Here is a 21,259-nt window from a genome sequence, read left to right as displayed (position 1 = left end):
TCTATTATTAAAAATAACCAAAAAAACCAATTGTACTTTTTGAGAAATAATTATAAAATAACTAGAGTGGTAAGTAAGCCTTTGATTTATAAATAAGATAGGGTAATTATAGAAATTTTACTTGACCTAGGGCTTTTTGTTTTATAAAAAAGATTGGAGGAAAAGGTTTTGGGAATTTCGGCAATTTTGTTGATTGCAGTGAGTTTGGCAATGGATGCGTTTGCAGTATCTATTTCCAATGGAGTTTCTGTTCGTGATTTTGGGAAAAAGGATGCCATTAGACAGGCCGTTTTTTTTGGTGGTTTTCAGTTTTTTATGCCAATCATTGGCTGGGTATTGGGAAGCAGTGTAAAAGCATATATAGAGGCGTTTGATCATTGGATTGCATTTATTTTATTGCTCCTCATTGGTGTGAATATGATTCATGAAAGTTTGAAGGGGGAGGAAGAAAACGGTGAGGGAGGCTGTTCTTTAACAAACAAACTCCTCTTTTTCCAAGCAGTGGCAACGAGTATAGATGCTTTGGCAGTAGGGATCAGTTTTGCAATTTTGAATGTAAATATTCTTCAAGCGGGAATCATTATCGGCATTGTTTCTTTTATTATTTCATGTATTGGCGCATTTGCGGGAAGATGTTTGGGCAATAAAATGCAAGCAAAGGCAGAAATTATCGGTGGTATTGTGCTTATTTTAATTGGTGCCAAAATTCTAATAGAACATACGTTGGGAGTTGGTTAAGACGAATATGGACAACTTACAATTAATTGATATTATGATTTTGACACAGATAAGAAGCCTTTTTCATGCTCCGTGGTTAGATAAGCCCATGATATTGATTTCAACGTTGGGGAACAATGGCTTTCTTTGGATTGCATTGGCAGTTATCTTTTTTTCTTTAGGTAACAAAAAAAAACCATGGAGAGCTTGGGGCATATTATTGTTGTTTTGCTTAGCTGCAAATATATTGGTTTGCAATGTGCTGCTTAAGCCAATGGTAGCTAGGATACGGCCTTATGATTTACTTGGGTACGACATTTTGGTCCCACGTCTTGCTGATTTTTCTTTTCCTTCTGGCCATACCTCCGCCTCTTTTGCGGCGGCGGCTGTAATTTATACAATGAACAAAAAATGGGGAATTGTGGTATTTATTTTTGCTGCTCTCATGGGGTTTAGTCGGCTATACTTAGGCGTGCATTTTCCTTCTGATGTTTTGGCGGGAGCGTTATTAGGATGGATTGTGGCAAGGGTAGTAATTTGTATTTATACAAAGACGCATTTGTGGAAATAAAAGTCGCATTTTGTAAAATAAAGATTGAAAAGGTCTTTGTTTTCATATAAAATGAAAAAATAAATCCTTATTTTAGGGTTTGCCGATGATTCTTTTTTAGTAGGGGGGAAGGAAGCATCGAGTTTTTAGGGAAGAGGGTTTGGATATGGCAATACCTGTAATTATGCAATTGCTTACAATGGTAATTCTCATGGCTGTAGGCATTCTGCTGCATCAAAAGAAATATCTTTCTACGCCAAATGCAAAAGGGCTATCGATTGTGTTAACCCGTGTGGCGGTACCATGCAACATGATTGTATTAATGCCAAGAGAATATTCACCTGAAATTATGGCGGGCTTTCTAAAAACCTGCGGAACAACATTTTTTATATGCTGTTTGGGTGCACTGATGTTTTTTGCTGTAGGTAAAATGAAAAAAATGAATTTGAGAGAATTGGGTCTTTTTTCTGGCGGCGGTGTATACAGCAACGTTATTTTTATGGGACAGCCGTTAATCATGGCAATGTACGGGACAGAAGGCTTGGTATTTTGTGTGGCGGTAATGTTTACTTGTAATGTATTTTTGTTTACCGCATGTTCATTCTTGTTTAATTTGGGAGGAGAAAACAAGAAAACATTCGGCAAAATGATGAAGGATGCATTTTTGAACTTAATTTGCTTGTCAGCAATTATTGGAGTATTATGTTTTGTATTTTCCATTACTTTGCCTGCGCCAATTTATGATGCATTGCAGTTTTCTGCAAACACAACGGTTTGCTTGTCAATGATTTATATTGGAACTTTATTGGCGGCAGCAGATGTTCGCAGAATTTTTAAAGATAAAATTGTCTATCTTTTTAGTTTCCTCACATTAATTGTAATGCCTATTTTTACAAAATTGATTGCGGGAATATTCTTGCACGGCTTGGCTCTTAATGTTTTGGTGGTTCTTATGGGAACGCCGGCGGCGGCGGCACTGCCTTCTTTTGCAGAATTATATGGAAATGATGAGAACCGGGCATCTGAGTATGTTTTTGTTTCCACAATTTTGTCAGTTTTTACGCTACCTTTGGTTGCAGAATTTTTATGCAGGGCTTAGAATTTTTATTGCGCGATGAATGTTTCATCGCGTTATTTTTTATTTTAAAATACAGAAGTTTTCTAAGTTTTGTTTTTTTTTCGTAATTTTATAGAAAATTGGTAAAAATTTTAAAAAAAGATGGATATGAATGGCTGAAAGGCTTGATTTTTCATTAACAAATCGTTTATACTAGTGCGTGGGACAGAATGAGACTAATACAAGATTGAATGCAGTTGGATACTGTACTTCGTAATCTGCTGGGGACAGGGCTAACCAAAGCAGACGACAGGGTGGTGTCTTTGTCTTTTTTTAAACACAGACATCTGCAAATAAATTTTGTTGATGGTCGGGTTTTGTTATTCCGATCATAAGATCGGGTGGAAATAATACTTAAATTTTAATTTAAGAAACAATTCAAAAGAGAATCAGGGGGATTTAATCATGGAAAACTTGATGTACTTGGCGCCGGTACTTGGTGTACTTGCGCTGGTGTTCGCCTTTGTTCTTGCGGGGAAAGTTAATCGCGAAGAAGAAGGGACGGAACGTATGGCAGAAATTGCAGCTGCCATCAGAGACGGTGCAAATGCTTTCTTAAAGGCAGAATACCGTATTTTAGTTGTTTTTGCTGCAGTGTTATTTATTTTAATTGGCTTTGGTGTAGATTGGATGACTGCAGGATGCTTTTTGGTTGGTGCAATCCTCTCCACACTTGCCGGATATTTTGGCATGTCAGTTGCAACAAAGGCAAACGTTAGAACTGCAAACGCAGCTAGAGTTGGCGGTATGAATAGAGCCCTTTCTATCGCATTTAGCGGCGGTGCTGTTATGGGTATGTCTGTCGTTGGTCTTGGTTTGCTTGGCGTTGGTGTAATCTATGCATTGACACAAAATGCAAACATTTTATTCGGCTTCGGTTTAGGGGCTTCCTCAATTGCTTTGTTTGGTCGTGTTGGCGGCGGTATTTATACAAAGGCTGCTGACGTTGGTGCTGACTTGGTAGGTAAGGTTGAAGCAGGTATCCCCGAAGATGACCCTCGTAACCCAGCTGTTATCGCAGATAACGTTGGTGATAACGTTGGTGACGTTGCAGGTATGGGCGCCGACTTATTTGAATCTTATGTGGGTTCTATCATTGCTACAATTACTTTAGGTCTTTTTTATTTCCAGGCAGAAGGAGCTACCTTCCCATTGGTGTTGGCTGCATTGGGTATTTTAGCATCCATTATTGGTACCTTCTTTGTGAAGGGTGATGAAAAGTCTAATCCTCACAAAGCGTTGAAGGCAGGTTCCTATTCTGCTGCGGTATTGGTTGCCATTGCTTCTTTGATATTAAGCAATTTATTCTTTGGCAATATGAATGCCGGTATTGCGGTTATTGCTGGCTTGGTTGTTGGTCTTTTGATCGGTATCATCACAGAAGTTTATACTTCCGGTGATTATAAATCCGTAAAGAAAATTGCAGATCAGTCTGAAACAGGCCCTGCAACAACAATTATCAGCGGTTTGGCTGTTGGTATGGAATCTACAGCAATTCCTATTATTTTGATTGCAATTGGTACTTTTGTTGCATATTCTGTGTCCGGTCTTTACGGCATTGCTTTGGCTGCTGTTGGCATGCTTTCTACAACTGGTATTACAGTTGCCGTTGATGCTTATGGCCCTATTGCTGACAATGCCGGTGGTATTGCTGAAATGAGCGGTCTGGATCATTCCGTAAGAAATATTACAGACAAACTTGACTCTGTTGGTAACACAACTGCTGCTATGGGTAAAGGCTTTGCCATTGGTTCCGCAGCTTTAACAGCTTTGGCGTTATTTGTATCCTATGCAACTGCTGTTGGCTTAACAGAAATTTCTATTCTTGAGCCAAGAGTAATCATTGGTATGTTCATCGGTGGTATGCTTCCTTTCCTTTTCTCTGCATTTACAATGCAGTCTGTTGGTAAAGCAGCATTCCAGATGATTGAAGAAGTAAGACGCCAGTTCCGTACCATTCCTGGCATTATGGAAGGAACAGAAAAACCTGACTACAAGAAATGCGTTGAAATTTCTACAACAGCAGCTTTGAAGGAAATGCTGGTACCCGGTATCATGGCAGTAGCTGCTCCTTTGGTTGTTGGTATCCTTTTGGGAACATCTGCTTTGGGCGGTTTGCTTGCAGGTTCTTTGGTAACAGGTGTAGTTATGGCGATTTTCATGTCCAATGCAGGTGGTGCATGGGATAATGCAAAGAAATATATTGAAGAAGGCAATCACGGCGGAAAAGGCAGCGAAGCTCACAAAGCAGCTGTAGTTGGCGATACTGTTGGTGATCCTTTCAAAGATACTTCCGGTCCTTCCATCAACATCTTAATCAAGCTGATGACAGTAGTATCTTTGGTTTTCGCACCTTTGTTTTTGTCTATCGGTAGTATTCTGTAATAAAAAGTAATTTAGGAGATGTTTTCTCCTTGAGCATAAAGGGTGTCGACTTTGTCGACATCCTTTATTATTTTGTGATGGAAAGTTAAGCATAAAAAACGTAAAAAATTTCTTCTATCCACTAAAAACGGCTTGTGTTATAATCGGTTGGAAAAGGAGTTGAGAATATGCAGAGATTTACGGGCTTTTTGCCGGAAACGATAGATTTTTTGTGGGAACTTAGAATGAATAATAGTAAAGAATGGATGGATCAAAACAGGGGACGGTATAGAGAGGTGCTGAAAGATCCTTTTGATTACTTTGCTGTAGATATGGCGGAGAAGTTTGCAAAGGCATCGGGAGAAAACTTGGATTGGGCGATTTCCAGAATTAATCGAGATATCCGTTATTCTAAAGACAAAAGTCCTTATCGTGCGTGCCGTTGGGTGGTTTTTAAAGAACCTTTGGTTGTAGGGACAGCATGGAAGATGCGCCCTGCTTTTTATTTTGAATTATCACCGGAGGGGTATAACCATGGGATGGGCCTTTATGAGGCCACCCCCGCCTATTTAAAGGCTTTTCGTGAGAAAATACAGAAAAAGCCCCACGTTTTTGCTGATGTTATTAAGGGGATAGAAGAGCCAAGCGGATTCACTTTAATGGGTGAGAATTATAAAAAAGTGGATGGTTCGGCGTTGTCGGAGGAAATATATCCATGGTATATCAAAAAGAACTTTTATGTTGCTGAAACAAAGAAAATGGAGAATGTTGTATTTTCAGCGGAATTGCCGGAAATGCTTGTAGCGAAGTGGAAAAATCTAATGCCGCTGTACCGTTTTTTGAAAGAAATCAGAGTGGAATGAAAAATATCCCTCCAGGTAAACGATTGTTTATCTGAAGGGACTTTTTTATTCACCAAATGTTTTTGCCAGAGTGCCAACGGCATTTGATTTAATCATTGTTTTGCCATGTTCCAAGAGGTAATATTTCGCAAGAGAAGTGGAAATGTGTTTTTGACCGAATTCATCTAATAATAGTTCTATGTTATCATTATTTTCATTATTTTCATCGGCGGTATATGTATCCGCCTGCAAAACGAGGAAAAATCTTTCATTGCTCTTAAATAGCTCGCTCTCGCCTCGATAGCAGTCATTTAAACGCAGACTGGCATGGATGGCATCATCTAAGGTGTGAAAGGAGAAAATGAGCAAATCTTCATTGTCCTGGGTTTTTGATTCAATAAAATCCAAAGGCTTCTTTTTCCATTTGTGGTTTTCTTTGTTTTTGAAGAGGAGATCCATAGGATTTTCACTTTTGTTTTTTTGGTCGATTTTTGTGACGATAATCATAATACCATCAACACCTACGGGAACGGCTTCCACCATAAGCGGTGTGCTTTCATTGATAAAGTCGTATTCGTCCAAGGCTTGCTCCATAATATCACGGAAAAGCTTTTGTGTTTTTTCAGAAGGATTGATTAAATCCTCCAGTTTTAAATCACGTTCCACCAGATCAGCCCTGGTAAGCGTTAACTTTAATTGATTTTCGCTAACACGTTCTATTTTCATAAAAATCACTTCCTTATCTTTTCAATAGAAAAACGGGTCGTGTTTAGATTTCCACTATACATTCTATGTGAATTATAGTATAGTATAATGAATTGGAGAGAAGATGTAAAGAGGGTAATACCGCCAGATTTAATTAATTTTAACAAAGAGGGAGGGATGGCTGTGATGAAAAAGCGGCTGATTCCATTAATTTTGACTGTTCTTATTTGGGCAGGTTTGTATTATTATTACTTACCTCCGTTAAATATTCATTCGCGTGATAGTTGGATGTTTATTATAACGGCAATCGTGATGGGAGTAATTATTAATTTTTGGACAATTTTTCGAGCGGTTTTTTTGGATAGAACCAGCACTGAGCGGGCGAAAAATAAGAAGGTTATGAAAAAATTATTGATTATCCCCGTTGGTTTATTGGCTGTTTTTATCGGGGGGACAATATTATCTTCCCCTATTTTACGTGCATCTGCTTATAATAAGCTTTTAAACGTGGAAACAGGAGATTTTGCTACGGATATTCATGAGGTTGATTATAATAAAATACCCATCTTAGACAGTGATTCTGCGGCTAAGCTTGCGGAAAGAGAAATGGGCAGTATGGTGGATATGGTTTCACAGTATGAGGTAAGTTCATATTTTAACCAGATCAATTATCAAAACAAGCCTGTACGTGTTACCCCCCTTCGTTATGGTGATTTGATTAAGTGGGTAACGAATCGGAATACAGGAATTCCTGCATACATTCAAATTGATATGACAACGCAGAATGTTGACTTAGTGAAGCTGGAACAGGGAATTAAATATTCCCCTTTCGAGCATTTTGGTCGAAATCTATATCGTTATGTACGGTTCCGTTATCCAACGGCTATGATTCGAAGCACTAATTTTGAAATTGACGAAGAGGGTGTACCTTATTGGGTATGTTCTGTTGAGAATAAAACCATAGGCCTGTTTGGGGGCACGGATATTAAGGGTGCTGTTGTAGTAAACGCTGTAACCGGAGAGCATACCTATTACAACATTGAGGATGTACCTCGCTGGATTGATAAGGTGTATGATGCAAACCTTTTGATTGAACAATATGATTATTACGGTACTTTGAAAAAAGGTTACCTCAACAGCATTTTTGGGCAAAGAGAATGTTTGCAGGGGACAGAGGGCTACAACTATATTGCGTTGGATGATGATGTTTGGGTTTATACCGGTGTGACTTCCATTGGCGGGGATGAATCCAACGTTGGTTTTGTTTTGATGAATTCTAGAACCAAGGAAACCAAATATTATCAGATTTCCGGGGCAAAGGAAATTTCAGCGATGTCTTCGGCGGAAGGGCAGGTTCAGCATCTGGGCTATAATGCAACCTTCCCCATATTATTAAATATTGCCGATGAACCCACATATTTCTTATCCCTTAAGGATGGCGCCGGATTGGTTAAAAAATATGCTATGGTGAATATTCAGAAATACCAAATTGTTGCCATTGGAGATACGGTAGCGGAATGTGAAAAGGTGTATCGTAATTTAATGGCGGGCAACGGAATCAACACCATTGACTCCAACAAGGCTGCAAAGGTAAGCGGCACCATTACTGTGATGAAGGATATTGTTGAAGATGGAAACACCTATTATTATCTAATGTTAGACAGCAGTGATGAACTGTTTGAAATTGAAGTTAAAAATTATTTAAGTATTTTGAAAAAGCAAGTTGGAGATACTATTTCTTTAGAATATGTTGCAGAAACCGGTGGTGTGAATGTTGTAATCGGATTAGAATAAATAAATACAGAAAACAGTCACCAAATAGCTGGTGGCTGTTTTTGCTGTGTTTATTACATTTTCTTGAAAAGTATTCAGTTATGTTGACACTTTAGAGGGAAGAATGTAAAATAATAAGATATAATGTGATTCTTGTGAGCAAAAGCAGGAACTTCATAATTCAGCGGAGGTAAATTATGAGCAATGATAAAAATGGCAATACAAACCCGGATTCTCGAGGTATGAATGATAGTGATAAAGAATATTATGAAGACTTATATAATGATTTGCCCAAAGAAGTCGTTGATATTTTAATGCAGACGCATCCTTTAATGGGAAAAGACGGCAATACAGAAACCAGCCGCTCCAGAAGAAGACCATCAAGAGAAGACATTGAAGAGGTACGGGAAGCCAGAATGCAGCAGGTAGGTACTGAAATCAATGAGATCAGGAAAGGGCCGCAACAGGAGGGGGAGCCTACCAGATATGTTTCCCGCCGTGCAAGATATTCATCGGCTGAGGAAGATACGAATAATACAGTATCTTCAGGGCATAAAATAGAACAGGACGAGTACGACGATGGGATTCAGTATGTAAGCGTAATGCCTGCCCGTAAAAAGTCAAAAATTGTTGAGGAAGCAACCCAACAAACATTAGCACCAGCGAAACGTAAGAAATCAAAAAGAGAAGATAATGCTTTTGAGGATTTTGGGGCTAGAGGCAGAAATCGTTATGAAGATCTGGATTTTGAAGAAAAGGCAAAGCAGGAGCACCTTGACAGTCTTTATGATGATTATGATTATGATGATGACTATCGTGGTGGTGTGAATAAACTGGGCATTGTTTTGGGAATAATTGGGTTATTATTAATTGTATTCCTGATTTTCAAGTGTGTCAGCTTAAGCAGTAAATTGGAGGATGCACAAAATCAAGTCACAGCCAATAAAGAGTTAAGCACTAAATATGAACAAATCCAGCTTGAAAAAATGCAGCTGGAAGAAGAATTGGCGAACTTGCAGAATCCTAATGCAGAGGGAGATGCAACTGGCGGCGAAGATACTTCTTCTGATGGAGCTAATACAAACACAAATACAAATGCTTCAACTACTGATGGCAATACGACAACTTCTTTGGAGAATACAACAGAGTATGTTGTACAACATGGTGATACGGCTTGGGGTATTGCACAGAAGGTGTATGGTAATGGCGCAGAATATCAGAAAATTTTAGACGCGAATAACTTAAAGGAAACAGATACCCTCAGCGATGGTGCAAAATTAAAAATTCCTAGATAATAAAAGTTAGGAGAAGAGAAGATGGCAAATGATCTCCAGAAAAAAACTCTGGCAGAACTGAGAGAAATGGCGAAGGAAATGGACATAAAGTCCATTTCCACCTTGAAAAAAAGTGAATTAATTGAAAAAATATTGGAAAAGCAGTCCCAGGCGGAAGGTGTAGCCGTGAAGCGTGTGACTGCTTATGGTTTTTCTTTGCACGAGAACCAAGAGGTCAGGAAAAAAAGCGAAGAGACTCCGAAGATGAAGACAGAAGAGAACGGGTATAGAGATAAATCTTCCCAGAAGGATGAAAAAGCTGCCATAATGGAAAATAGTGTAGGGGGAGAAGGAATACTGGAGGTAATGCCCGATGGGTTTGGTTTCCTTAGAACACAGAATTTTCTTCCGGGAGCAGGAGATATTTATGTTTCCCCATCTCAAATAAGACGATTTAATTTAAAAACCGGGGATGCGGTTATGGGGAATATCCGTACCGCACGAGAAGGAGAAAAATTTGGTGCCCTTTTATTTGTAAAATCCGTGAATGGGGATCAACCGGATCAGGCTGCCAAACGCCCTAATTTTGAGGATTTAACACCAATTTATCCCGAAGAGAAGCTTTGTCTTGAAGTGGGGCGGGAAGAGCTTTCAGGAAGAATTATTGACCTTTGTGCACCTATTGGCAAGGGCCAAAGAGGGATGATTGTGGCACCGCCAAAAGTGGGCAAGACCGTTCTTTTGACCCAAATGGCCAATGCAATTACAAAGAATCATAAGGAAGTACATCTGATTGTTCTTTTGATTGATGAACGTCCGGAGGAAGTGACGGATATTCAACGTTCTATAGAGGGCAAAAATGTTGAAATTGTTTACTCTACCTTTGATGAACAGCCTGAACACCATAAGCGAGTAACTGAAATGGTTTTGGAAAGAGCGAAACGTTTGGTTGAACAGGGAAAAGATTTGGTTATTCTTTTGGACAGCCTAACGAGATTAGCGAGAGCTTATAATTTGACGATTCCCCCCAGTGGAAGAACGCTTTCAGGTGGATTGGACCCCGCCGCATTATATATGCCCAAACGTTTTTTTGGTGCTGCCAGAAATATTGAGCATGGGGGAAGCTTAACCATACTTGCTACTGCTTTGATAGATACGGGAAGCAAGATGGACGAAGTTGTTTTCGAAGAATTTAAGGGAACCGGGAATATGGAATTAGTGTTGGACAGACGTCTTTCGGAACGCCGAATTTTCCCGGCGGTGGATATTATAAAATCAGGAACCCGAAGAGAAGAAAAGTTACTTACGGAGCAAGAGTTGGAATGCAACTTTACCCTTCGCAGAATGGCTTCTACCATGAGCCAGATGGAAATGGTGGAAGGTTTTTATGACTTAATGAGAAAGACTCGTAACAATCAGGAATTTATGGAAAGATTGCCCATTTGGGAAAAAACTTTGGGGCTTTTTGATAAGTAATGAACCCTTTTTACATTTTTTTATTGCAAAGGGAAAAAACTTATGCTAAACTACTGTTGTTGTCTATAAATAATTGAAATTATTGATCAACAAATTTAAAGAATGAGGTGAAAGAAATGAGAGAAGGAATCCATCCCGAGTACAATCAGGTAAAGGTTAAATGCAACTGTGGGAACGAATTTGTAACAGGCTCCACAAAGGAAGAAATTAGAGTTGAAGTTTGCTCCAAATGCCATCCTTTCTACACAGGCAGCCAGAAATTGCTTTTGGAAGCCGGCGGCAGAGTGGAAAAATTCAACAAAAAATATGGCAGAAAGTAATTTTCTTGAAGTTGAGAGAAAAACTACTTTTTGGTTTCTAAAATTATTTAGAATGAGAAATGTGCAGAGAATTTATATTCCTGCACTTTTTTTAGTTTGTAGTCCATTATTATACAAATGGTGAGATATATTTAGAATGGCATAAAGGAGTAATCAAAATAAATTGTGTGGTTAATAGCAGTCAAATATTTTAAAATGGATGCTAAAAAATAAAAAAATTTTCAGTTTCCTGGCTTTTATGCTATAATAATAAACTGCAATACAATATACAAGTGAAAAGAGTTGATAGTATGTCAGATCAAGATAAAAAGAATGGAAAACGCCCCAATAATATTGGTGGACAAGCTGTGATTGAAGGCGTTATGATGCGTGGCAAGAGGATTTATGCGATGGCGGTGCGAAATCCTGCAGGTGGCATTACTGTAGAAAAAAACGAGTGGGGTGGTATTGCCAGCAAGGGAATATTTAAATATCCTATTTTTCGAGGAATTGCAGCTTTTGTGGACTCTTTAATTACAGGTACGAAAATATTGATGCATTCTGCGGAAATAGCTGGAGAGGATTGGGCAGAGGAGGATTTGTCTCCTTTTGAAAAATTCCTTCAGGACAAATTTGGGGATAAGATCAATGATATTTTGATTTATTTTAGCGTTACTGTGTCTCTGATCTTAGGAATGGGCTTATTTTTTGTTCTTCCTGTGTGGCTGGGTAATTTTTTTAAAACGATTGTTCCTGTTTGGGGCTTGGGAGTAATTGAGGGGCTTATTCGTATTGTTATTTTCTTACTGTATTTATTTTTGATTTCCAGAATGAAGGAAATTAAGCGTGTGTTTCAATATCATGGTGCGGAACATAAAACCATCAATTGTTTCGAAAGCGGAAAAGACTTAACGGTTGAGAATGTGTTACCGTGCACTCGCTTACATAAGCGCTGCGGAACCAGCTTCTTACTATTTGTAATGATTATCAGTATGGTGGTATTCTTTTTCGTGCGTACGGATACATTGGTTTTAAGGTTACTTTCCAGAATACTTTTGGTGCCTATTGTTGCAGGTATTTCTTATGAGGTGATTCGTTGGGCAGGCAAATCTGACAGTAAATTGGTTGCGGCAGTTAGCTATCCTGGATTATGTTTGCAGAAAATAACAACAGCCGAACCGGATGGCTCCCAAATTGAAACTGCCATTGCGGCAATGAAGGGAGTATTGGAAGATGAGGCGGAATAAGACCTTAAGTGCTGTATTGTTTGAAGGCAAGCAGCGTTTGAAGGCGGCAGGGAAAGAGAACTATGCGTTTGAAGGGGAGATTCTTCTTATGGAGGCATGCGGTTTAAGCCGTGTGACACTTTTTACCCAAGGGGAAAAAGAAATTTCTTTTGAGCAAGAGGAAAAATACAATGATTATTTGAATCAACGAGAAAAAAACCGTCCGCTACAATATATTTTAGGGCGATGCGATTTTATGGGATTATCTTTTTCTGTTGGCGAAGGGACATTGATTCCCCGCAGTGACACGGAAATTTTAGTAGAAACAGTTTTGAAAATTTCCAAACAGGAGAAAATTAAAAAAATTATAGATGTGGGAACGGGAAGTGGGTGTATTCCTATTTGCCTTGCCTATTATGGAGACATGGAAGGGATTGGTATAGATATTAGCCCTAAAGCACTGGAATTCGCAAGGAAAAACGGAACACAACACCACGCAGATATTCAGTGGCTGGAGAGTGACTTATTTTCTAGGGTTTCTGACGAATGGAAAGGATGCTTTGATGCCATTGTCTCCAATCCTCCATATATTGCCGAGGATGTGATTACCGGTTTAATGCCTGAGGTGCGGGACTTTGAACCGGAAAATGCTTTGGATGGCGGAAAAGACGGGCTTGATTTTTACCGGCGGATTATTAGGGAGAGCCATCAATGGTTAAGGGATGGTGGATGGCTGTTTTTTGAAATAGGATATGATCAAGGGCCTGCGGTGCTTTCTATGATGGGAGATGCAGGTTTTCAGCAATGCGTCCTAAGGCAGGACTTAGCAGGATTGGATCGAGTTGTTTATGGAAAATTAAATAAAGTATTTTTAAATGAGGTGTAACTATGTTTGAACGATTGGCCGAGATTGAGAGCAAGTACATTGATTTAGCGGATCAGGTGAATGATCCCGATATGATTGCTAACCAATCGGAATGGCGTAAGCTGATGAAGGAATACAGCGATATGACTCCCATTGTTGAAGCTTATCGGGAGTATAAGAAGGTGAAGAGTGCAGTAGAAGAAGGCTTGGAGTTATTAAGCGAAAAACTGGAGGAAGAATTTCGTGAATTGGTAAAGGAAGAGTTTGCCGATAACAAGGAACGCCTAGAAGAGTTAAAGCGTGAGATTACCATTTTACTTTTACCCAAGGACCCTAATGATGAAAAGAACGTAATTGTGGAAATCAGAGGGGGTGCCGGTGGTGACGAGGCAGCCTTATTTGCAGGGGATTTATTCCGTATGTATGCTCGCTATGCTGAGGACAGACGGTGGAAAGTGGAATTGATGAATACCAACGAAAATGATTTGGGCGGTTTTAAAGAAATATCTTTTATGATTACGGGAAAAGGTGCTTATTCACGGATGAAATATGAAAGTGGTGTTCATCGTGTACAGCGTATTCCAACCACGGAAAGCGGCGGGCGTATTCATACCTCTACGGTGACAGTGGCGGTTATGCCCGAGGCAGAAGAGGTTGATGTTCATATTGACATGAATGACGTTCGGGTTGATGTGTTCCGTGCATCAGGCAATGGTGGACAGTGTGTAAATACCACAGATTCGGCGGTGAGAATGACCCATTTACCTACGGGAATTGTGGTTTCTTGTCAAAATGAAAAATCTCAGTTGAAAAACAAGGAACAGGCGCTTAAGGTTTTATACGCTAGGGTTTATGAAAAAGAAAGAGAAGCACATGATGCGGCAATTTCTGCGGACCGTCGTTCACAGGTGGGGACGGGTGACAGAAGTGAGCGTATTCGTACTTATAATTTTCCTCAAGGGCGTGTAACAGATCATAGAATCGGCTTAACGCTGCATAAAATTGATAGCATATTAAACGGAGATCTGGATGAATTAATGGATGCATTGATCACCACGGATCAAATGAAAAAAATGCAGGCCGGAGGTTTGGAGGAATAAAGAAGGCGGTGAAAGTGTGAAAGAATTGTGGCAGCTTTTTATTACTTTTTGCAAGATTGGCGGATTTACCTTTGGCGGGGGTTATGCTATGCTTCCCATGCTGCAAAGGGAAGTGGTAGATAAAAGAGGCTGGGCCAGTGAGGACGAAATTCTTGATTATTTTGCCATAGGACAATGCACCCCCGGAATTATTTTTGTTAATACAGCCACCTTTGTTGGATACAAGAAAAAAGGAGTTCTGGGTGGCATTGCCGCAACGGTAGGGAGTATATTTCCTTCCGTGATCATTGTTATGACCATTGCAGCAGTGTTAAACAATTTTGCCGAGCTTCCCATTGTACAGCATGCATTTGGCGCAATTCGTGTGGTTGTAGGAGTCTTAATTGTAAATGCAGTGGTAGGAATGTGGAAGAAATCTGTGGTAGACAAATTTTGTGCTGTCATAGCAGTGATCGCATTTTTGCTTTCAGCGATTTTGAGTATATCACCTATTTGGATCGTCCTTGGGGCGGCACTTCTTGGTGTGGCTTTGCCTGTTGTAAAGGGGGCCTGGTCAAGATGAGCAGTTGGTTTATACTTTTTTATGAGTTTTTCAAGATAGGGCTGTTTTCTGTTGGTGGCGGGTTAGCAACGTTACCCTTTTTGTATCGGTTGGCGGATAAATATGACTGGTTTAACTACGGGATGGTTGCTGATATGGTTGCGATTTCCGAATCTACCCCTGGACCATTGGGGGTTAACATGGCCACGTATACGGGATTTCAATTTGGCGGCCCTTTGGGTAGTGTGATTGCAACAGTGGCTTTGGTGGTTCCCTCTGTTATTATTATCATCATTGTCTCTAAATTTTTGCAGAGATTCCGAAACAATTCCCATGTGGAAGATGTTTTTTATTTGCTTAGACCCGGGGTGACGGGTTTAATTGGAGCTGCCGGGTTTAGTGTAATCCTCAGTGCATTATTTCATGTAAAAAAAATAACCGATATTTCTTATGAAAATTTCCTTGGCCTTGTTGGGGTAAAGGAATGTATTTTGTTTGTATGTATGCTTTTCTTAACAAATAAATTTAAAAAGCACCCTGTGTTCTATATTGCAATTGGGGCAGCACTTGGAATCATATTTGCATTCTGATACGGAATGAAAGGCTTTTTCCATCCATATGATAGAGTATATGGAATAAGGAGGAAGGACGTATGAGTCTATGTCTGTCGATTCCTGTGTATTGGGTGCTGCTGTGGGCAGCGAGTAGGCGAAAGAGAGCCTATCCGTTGCTTTTTCGTTTTTTAGAAGGTATTATTTTAGCGTACCTTTGCTTCTTATTTTTGCCGCCTGCCTTTTTGAATGCGTTCCTTTGGGCAGGCTTAGGGGCAATTTTAGGAATTGTTTTCGGCGTATGGGCAGAGGGGAAATATCCAGAGGATGGATTAAAAAAGGAATTAGGCAGTGCGGTTATGTTTTCGGCAGCCTTTTTGTTTGAAGTATTTATTCATCAAGGCTGGGCATTACCGAGAAGTTTTATGGGTGGAGCTGCGCTTTATTTTGCCTGTGCCGGATTATTCCCTGAGGGGATGTCTTTAAAAAACACACTGCTTTCTGCTTTGGGCGGAATTTTGGGATTTATTTTTGGTGTTGCAATTTGTTTTCTCTAAAAGGAAAGGTTATTTGCAAAATGGGGAATGCTTTGATATAGTAAATAAAAAAGTGCCGAAAAAATATTACAACAGAAAAAGGGTAATTCCCAGAAGGAGGTTCTAATGGGGCTAGTTGGGATAGAAAAAGAAACATTAAAAACGATGATCCGAGAAAATGTGAAAACACTTTACAGAAAAACCATTGAAACAGCTTTGTCGGAAGAAATTTATCAGGCGGCGGTGTTCTCGTTAAGAGATTTGATTACAGATCAGTGGATTAAGACCCATGATACTTATTACAAGAAGGATGTTAAGGTGGTTTATTATTTATCAATGGAATTTTTGATGGGGCGTTTTTTGGGAAATGCGCTCATTAATATGGGAATGGATAAGATAATCAAGGAGGTTTTTGCTGAATTAGGGATTGACTTTAATATGGTGGAGGATGCAGAGCCTGATCCCGGCTTGGGAAACGGAGGATTGGGACGTTTGGCTGCCTGCTTCTTGGATTCCTTATCTACTTTGGAATTGCCTGCGTATGGTTGCGGCATTCGTTACCATTATGGTATATTTGAGCAAAAAATTGAAAATGGGTATCAGGTAGAAACGCCAGACAACTGGTTGGAGGACGGAGATCCTTGGGGCATACGGCGAAGCGAATATGCTGTTGAGGTGAAATTTGGAGGGAATGTACGAGCTGTTCCCAAAGAAAACGGCGGGTATCGCTTTGTGCAGGAAGGGTATCAGTCCGTCATGGCTATCCCTTACGATTATCCTGTAATGGGCTACGGAAACAATACGGTGAATACTCTTCGCTTATGGGATGCACGGGCGAAAAACAGAATTGATTTAAAGTCTTTTAATGAGGGAAACTACCAAAAGGCAGCAGAGGAAGAAACGTTGGCAAAAACCCTAACGGATGTGCTTTACCCTGCGGATGAGCATTATCAAGGGAAAGAGTTACGCCTCCGCCAACAGTATTTTTTTATTTCTGCTACGGTTCAGCGTGTGGTGGAGCGGTTTAAAAATAATCATGGTGATTTTGATTTATTGCCTGAGAAGGTGGCGTTCCAGCTTAATGATACACATCCCAGTATTGCTGTTGCCGAGTTAATGCGGGTTTTAGTGGACGAAAACGATTTGCCTTGGGATCAGGCGTGGGCTATTACCCAAAAAGTATGTGCATATACCAACCATACTATTATGTCGGAAGCATTGGAAAAATGGCCTTTGGATTTATTTAGCCGACTATTGCCCCGTATTTACCAAATTGTTGAGGAGATCAATCGACGTTTTTGTATTGAGCTTACAGAGAAATACGGAAACAATCCGGAGAAAATTCGTCGCCTTGCGATTATTGCCGATGGGCAGATTCGCATGGCTTACATGGCAATTGTGGGGAGTCATTCCGTAAACGGTGTGGCGGCTCTTCACACAGAAATATTAAAAAATCAGGAGTTAAAGGATTTTTACAGGCTTTATCCTAAGAAATTTAACAATAAGACCAATGGGATTACCCAGAGAAGATGGCTGCTGCACGCAAACCCTTGTTTAGCTGAATTGGTAACGGAGAAGATTGGTGACGGATGGGTCACGGATTTATCCCAAATTGAAAGAATTTTGCAGTATTCTGAAGATGCAGGATTTCGGGAACGATTCATGGAAATTAAAAGGGAAAACAAGGTTGCTTTGGCACAATATATTAAGTCAACAAAGGGCATTGACATAAATCCCGATAGTATTTTTGATATTCAGGTGAAACGATTGCATGAGTACAAGCGGCAGATGTTGAATGTGCTGCATATCATTGGACTTTATAATCGGTTAAAAATGGATCCCGGGATGGATTTGGTACCAAGAACGTTTATATTTGGTGCAAAAGCGGCGGCGGGTTACCGGCGGGCTAAATTAATTATTAAGCTGATCAACAGCGTGGCGGATGTGGTGAATAACGACCAAACCATTGAAGGCAAAATAAAAGTTGTTTTTATGGAAAATTATCGGGTTTCCTTAGCGGAACGATTAATACCTGCGGCAGATGTAAGTGAACAAATCTCTACGGCGGGGAAAGAGGCTTCAGGTACAGGAAATATGAAATTTATGTTGAATGGAGCCTTGACTGTGGGTACTATGGACGGTGCAAATGTAGAAATTTTTGATGAAGTGGGTGAAGATAATATCTTCATTTTTGGCATGAGCGCAGAAGAAGTTCAGGAAAAATACAATGGGGAATATGATCCTTGGAGTGTATACAATATGAATCAAGAAGTGCGCATGGCTATGACGGCATTGATAGATGGTACATTTGATGCTGATACGGGGCTGTTCCGGGAATTATATGATGCATTGCTGAATGGATTTGGCAGCAGCAAAGCGGATGAGTATTTTGTACTAGAGGACTATGTCGATTATGGGCGGGCGCAACAGGCTGTGGATTATGCCTACCGCGATAAAGAAAGATGGGCAAAGATGGCTATTTATAATGTTGCGAAAAGTGGTAAATTTTCCAGCGATCGGACAATTAAAGAATATGCAAAGGAAATTTGGAATCTACCGCCTGTTTCTATTGAATTATAAAAAAGGGCTCCTGCTTAAAAAGCGGGAGCCTTTTTGTGACCGTGGTGTGTCATCAAGAACGCCTAACGCAGCCAGTTTGGTTCTTTGTTATGTCCAGCCGTGTTCATCCAGAATGAGTGCTGCAACCTCCTCAATTTCCTTTTCCTCACCAGCAACCATATAGTTGTAACGGATCATATCCTCTTCGGTCAGGGAATTTTTTAATACGTTAAGTGCCTCTGCGATTTCAGGATACTTTTCTAGCGTATCGCTGCGAACTACGGGAGCACAGTAATAGGAAGGGAAATAGTTTTTGTCATCCTCCAACACTGTCAGATCAAGGGCATAAAGCTGGCCGTCGGTGGTATAAACGTTTCCTACATCCACATGCCCGGTATCCAGTGCTTGGTACATCATGGCAATATCCATCTGAACAGTTTCCTTAAAGTTGAAGCCGTATAGCTCACACATGGGATAATATCCATCATCTCGGTCGAGATACCCATGCTCGCACCCGAAAACCAGATTGGGAGTAAGGGGCGCAAGATCACTGAAGGTTTTGATATTGTTTGCTTCGGCAAAGTCAGTGCGTACGGCATTGGCATAGGTGTTGTTAAAGCCCATCGGCTCCAGCCAGATTAAATCAAACTGCTTCTCATATTCCTCTTTGACTACACGATAACATTCCTCGGAATCTTGAATAGGATCCATTTTAAGGTAATGCACCAGTCCGCTGCCTGTATATTCTGGGAAAATATCAATTTCACCGTTTTGCGCAGATTCAAAGCAGACGGCTGCCGACAGATTATAGATGCGTTCCACCTTCAAATCGGTTTTAGCTTCAAGCAGTTGTGCGATGACCTCCCCTGTCAAAAGGCTTTCGGTATAGTTTTTTGCCCCCACTACAACGGACTGGTCTGTCTGGGTGGTTTTGGGGGCGCACGCCGTCAGCGTGCCTGTTGTGATAGCCACCAGCAGAAATAAGGGCAGCTTCTTTAAAGTTTTCATGTGAAACCTCCTTCCTTCTATTAAAAGGGTTTTGGCCGACGGAAAACGTGCTGTTGCGCATTCGCCGTGGGAAACCCAATAATTACAAATCTTATTGTAGCGCAATATTGAACATCTGACAACCCATATTAAAAAATAAAGTTGTCAGTTTGCAATAGGCGTGAAGGGTTACCTTTTGGGGCTTTATCAAAAACAGTATTCGGCTTTATGACAATAGTATAGTATGTTTTCTGCCTATTTCTATAGGGAGCGCCTTCCAAGTTGTTTTTGCAAAATCATTACAAAAATAGGTGAAAGCCGTCAAAGCGAAAGGGTTTCTGTCAGAATTTAATAAATGTTTAAGAAATAAAATTAAAGAAAAAATGTCGTTTGGGAAAAAAAGAAAAAACAGCTATCTTTGTGGAGATTTCAAAGTGCAGGCCGTAAAAAGCGCGAAAATAAAGGCTTGGCGGAAAAGCAATCTGCAAAGGCAGAAAACAAAAGATTGATTTTTTGAATAAAATTCTAGATTTAAATCTATAGATGAAGGGAATTTTGTCGAATTATGGGTTATAACGCGGTCTGTTGGATGTTTACTTTCTGCTATTTGTGCTATAGTTGGATTGCAAAATAAGGAGGGAAAGTAATTATGAAACGTTTTATGAGCAAAGGATGTATTGTAGCAGTATGTTTAGGTCTTGCAATGGCATTTAGTGGATGTGGCAAATCAGCAGAAACACCAGCTGATAATGCACCTGCACAGGAAGAAGTTCAGAATGGACAGCCTGAAGATCAGAATGCTATTGGCGAAGATGAAAATGCAGATGCAGATGCTGTTACAGATGGAGCAGCAGAAGATGAATTAAACGCAGACACAACTACAGATGCACCTGCAGCAGATGAAGCACCAGCAGCAGATGAAGCACCTGCAGATGAAACACCTGCACAATAAGAAACAGTATGCATAGGTCATCTGAATAAACAAAGATGCCTTAAACACAGGAATGACTCCTTAATCCAATCGGAATAAGGGGTCATTTTTACGTATATTCCTAATAAATAATAAAACTTTAAATGGAGACATGGGGTTTTACTTGAGTTGGTACTAAACAATAGGTTTGACCAATAAGGCGTTTTTAAAACAACTAAAGAGAAAAAGTAAAGAAACTTCCTTAGGCAATTCCATTAAGTACATAAGGCAACTGGAGAAAATATAAGTAAAAAATGAGATACAATTAAGCAGTTCCTATTTTGACGGTGTTTACTATTCTCCGGGGTTGGAAGACGGAGGTGGGAGAAATTAAATCTTCTAAGGTGTTTCGTAAGTGACGGCATATCTTAGCATTGGTGGTAATGAACTTACTATATATAAGTGTGGTTTTGCTGCGGAAGCGTTAGCGGTTTAATGTGTTTTATAAAGAAGTAAAATAAAAATGAAAAAAGTGTTGACAAGTGTAATTTTTTCTGTATAATAGTAGAAGTCACTTCGAAACACAACAAAAAAACGGAGTGAAAAAAAGCGAATAAAACAAGTAATGCGAAGGAAAGAATGAAAAAAACTTCGAAAAAAGTCTTGACAAGCTATGAGGAATATGTTAAGATAATATTCGCTGACAAACGAAAAGAACAGCGCAATAAAGTATCAACTTGATCCTTGAAAACTAAACAGTAGAGATACAAACACACAACCCATAGTCAATTCAGCTAGTGAGCTTTGAACCGATTATGAAGCGACCGACCAACGCCGTAAGGCGAAAGAGGGAGCGGCATGGTGAGA

19 protein-coding genes are annotated in these 21,259 nt (G+C 39.9%); 17 read left to right on the top strand and 2 right to left on the bottom strand.

Translation table 11 applies throughout. The features are described from left to right. The first annotated feature begins 168 nt into the window (after positions 1 to 168). The 5 genes from P9Q65_RS05720 to P9Q65_RS05700 all read left to right on the top strand — a co-directional run bounded on the left by P9Q65_RS05720 (position 169) and on the right by P9Q65_RS05700 (position 5,611). Positions 169 to 738 (top strand): manganese efflux pump MntP, encoded by a 570-nt coding sequence (locus tag P9Q65_RS05720; protein ID WP_304508409.1) that lies wholly within the window; start codon positions 169 to 171, stop codon positions 736 to 738. Between the two features lie 7 nt (positions 739 to 745). Then, complete coding sequence (locus P9Q65_RS05715; RefSeq protein WP_304508408.1) at positions 746 to 1,288, top strand: phosphatase PAP2 family protein; 543 nt, start codon at positions 746 to 748, stop codon at positions 1,286 to 1,288. A 145-nt stretch (positions 1,289 to 1,433) separates the two neighbouring features. Then, complete coding sequence (locus tag P9Q65_RS05710) at positions 1,434 to 2,366, top strand: AEC family transporter (RefSeq protein ID WP_304508407.1); 933 nt, start codon at positions 1,434 to 1,436, stop codon at positions 2,364 to 2,366. 423 nt (positions 2,367 to 2,789) lie between these two features. Then, positions 2,790 to 4,769, top strand: coding sequence for a sodium-translocating pyrophosphatase (locus tag P9Q65_RS05705; RefSeq protein WP_304508406.1), 1,980 nt, complete (start codon positions 2,790 to 2,792; stop codon positions 4,767 to 4,769). A 167-nt stretch (positions 4,770 to 4,936) separates the two neighbouring features. Beyond that, positions 4,937 to 5,611: a DUF2461 domain-containing protein gene (locus P9Q65_RS05700; protein ID WP_304508405.1), complete on the top strand. Its 675-nt coding sequence runs from the start codon at positions 4,937 to 4,939 to the stop codon at positions 5,609 to 5,611. Positions 5,612 to 5,656: 45 nt separating this feature from the next. On the opposite strand, the gene P9Q65_RS05695 is transcribed toward P9Q65_RS05700, so the two are convergent. Further along, the gene (locus tag P9Q65_RS05695) at positions 5,657 to 6,316 is read right to left on the bottom strand and encodes an adaptor protein MecA (RefSeq protein ID WP_304508404.1); all 660 of its coding nucleotides are present in this window, start codon (positions 6,314 to 6,316) and stop codon (positions 5,657 to 5,659) included. Between the two features lie 165 nt (positions 6,317 to 6,481). Here P9Q65_RS05695 and P9Q65_RS05690 point away from each other — a divergent pair, with 165 nt between their 5' ends. The 11 genes from P9Q65_RS05690 to P9Q65_RS05640 all read left to right on the top strand — a co-directional run bounded on the left by P9Q65_RS05690 (position 6,482) and on the right by P9Q65_RS05640 (position 18,516). Next, positions 6,482 to 8,089, top strand: a complete 1,608-nt coding sequence (locus P9Q65_RS05690) for a CvpA family protein (protein WP_304508453.1) — start codon at positions 6,482 to 6,484, stop codon at positions 8,087 to 8,089. Between the two features lie 176 nt (positions 8,090 to 8,265). Further along, entirely contained in the window at positions 8,266 to 9,363 is a 1,098-nt protein-coding gene (locus P9Q65_RS05685; RefSeq protein ID WP_304508403.1) for a LysM peptidoglycan-binding domain-containing protein, read from the top strand. A gap of 21 nt (positions 9,364 to 9,384) precedes the next feature. Beyond that, positions 9,385 to 10,818, top strand: coding sequence for a transcription termination factor Rho (gene rho / locus P9Q65_RS05680; protein ID WP_304508402.1), 1,434 nt, complete (start codon positions 9,385 to 9,387; stop codon positions 10,816 to 10,818). A gap of 116 nt (positions 10,819 to 10,934) precedes the next feature. Further along, entirely contained in the window at positions 10,935 to 11,138 is a 204-nt protein-coding gene (gene rpmE / locus P9Q65_RS05675) for a 50S ribosomal protein L31 (RefSeq protein ID WP_304508401.1), read from the top strand. Positions 11,139 to 11,428: 290 nt separating this feature from the next. Further along, on the top strand, positions 11,429 to 12,364 hold the full coding sequence (locus P9Q65_RS05670; RefSeq protein ID WP_304508400.1) for a DUF1385 domain-containing protein: 936 nt from the start codon (positions 11,429 to 11,431) through the stop codon (positions 12,362 to 12,364). Beyond that, positions 12,351 to 13,229 (top strand): peptide chain release factor N(5)-glutamine methyltransferase, encoded by an 879-nt coding sequence (gene prmC / locus P9Q65_RS05665; RefSeq protein WP_304508399.1) that lies wholly within the window; start codon positions 12,351 to 12,353, stop codon positions 13,227 to 13,229. The genes P9Q65_RS05670 and prmC overlap by 14 nt, the downstream gene beginning before the upstream one ends. Positions 13,230 to 13,231: 2 nt before the next feature. After that, positions 13,232 to 14,308, top strand: a complete 1,077-nt coding sequence (gene prfA / locus P9Q65_RS05660) for a peptide chain release factor 1 (protein ID WP_304508398.1) — start codon at positions 13,232 to 13,234, stop codon at positions 14,306 to 14,308. A gap of 16 nt (positions 14,309 to 14,324) precedes the next feature. Beyond that, entirely contained in the window at positions 14,325 to 14,870 is a 546-nt protein-coding gene (locus tag P9Q65_RS05655; RefSeq protein WP_304508397.1) for a chromate transporter, read from the top strand. Beyond that, on the top strand, positions 14,867 to 15,439 hold the full coding sequence (locus P9Q65_RS05650) for a chromate transporter (protein ID WP_304508396.1): 573 nt from the start codon (positions 14,867 to 14,869) through the stop codon (positions 15,437 to 15,439). The genes P9Q65_RS05655 and P9Q65_RS05650 overlap by 4 nt, the downstream gene beginning before the upstream one ends. Positions 15,440 to 15,501: 62 nt before the next feature. Next, on the top strand, positions 15,502 to 15,957 hold the full coding sequence (locus tag P9Q65_RS05645; protein WP_304508395.1) for a hypothetical protein: 456 nt from the start codon (positions 15,502 to 15,504) through the stop codon (positions 15,955 to 15,957). Between the two features lie 105 nt (positions 15,958 to 16,062). Then, positions 16,063 to 18,516, top strand: coding sequence for a glycogen/starch/alpha-glucan phosphorylase (locus P9Q65_RS05640; RefSeq protein ID WP_304508394.1), 2,454 nt, complete (start codon positions 16,063 to 16,065; stop codon positions 18,514 to 18,516). A gap of 87 nt (positions 18,517 to 18,603) precedes the next feature. On the opposite strand, the gene P9Q65_RS05635 is transcribed toward P9Q65_RS05640, so the two are convergent. Beyond that, complete coding sequence (locus tag P9Q65_RS05635) at positions 18,604 to 19,503, bottom strand: ABC transporter substrate-binding protein (protein WP_304508393.1); 900 nt, start codon at positions 19,501 to 19,503, stop codon at positions 18,604 to 18,606. A 628-nt stretch (positions 19,504 to 20,131) separates the two neighbouring features. Between P9Q65_RS05635 and P9Q65_RS05630 the strand changes: the two genes are divergently transcribed. Beyond that, a complete protein-coding gene (locus tag P9Q65_RS05630; protein WP_304508392.1) occupies positions 20,132 to 20,434 on the top strand; it encodes a hypothetical protein in 303 nt (100 codons plus the stop codon). The last annotated feature ends 825 nt before the right edge of the window (positions 20,435 to 21,259 follow it).

Source organism: Anaerotignum sp. (genome assembly GCF_030625865.1).
Taxonomy (GTDB): domain Bacteria; phylum Bacillota; class Clostridia; order Lachnospirales; family Anaerotignaceae; genus Chakrabartyella.
This window is presented reverse-complemented; position numbering and strand designations above follow the sequence as displayed.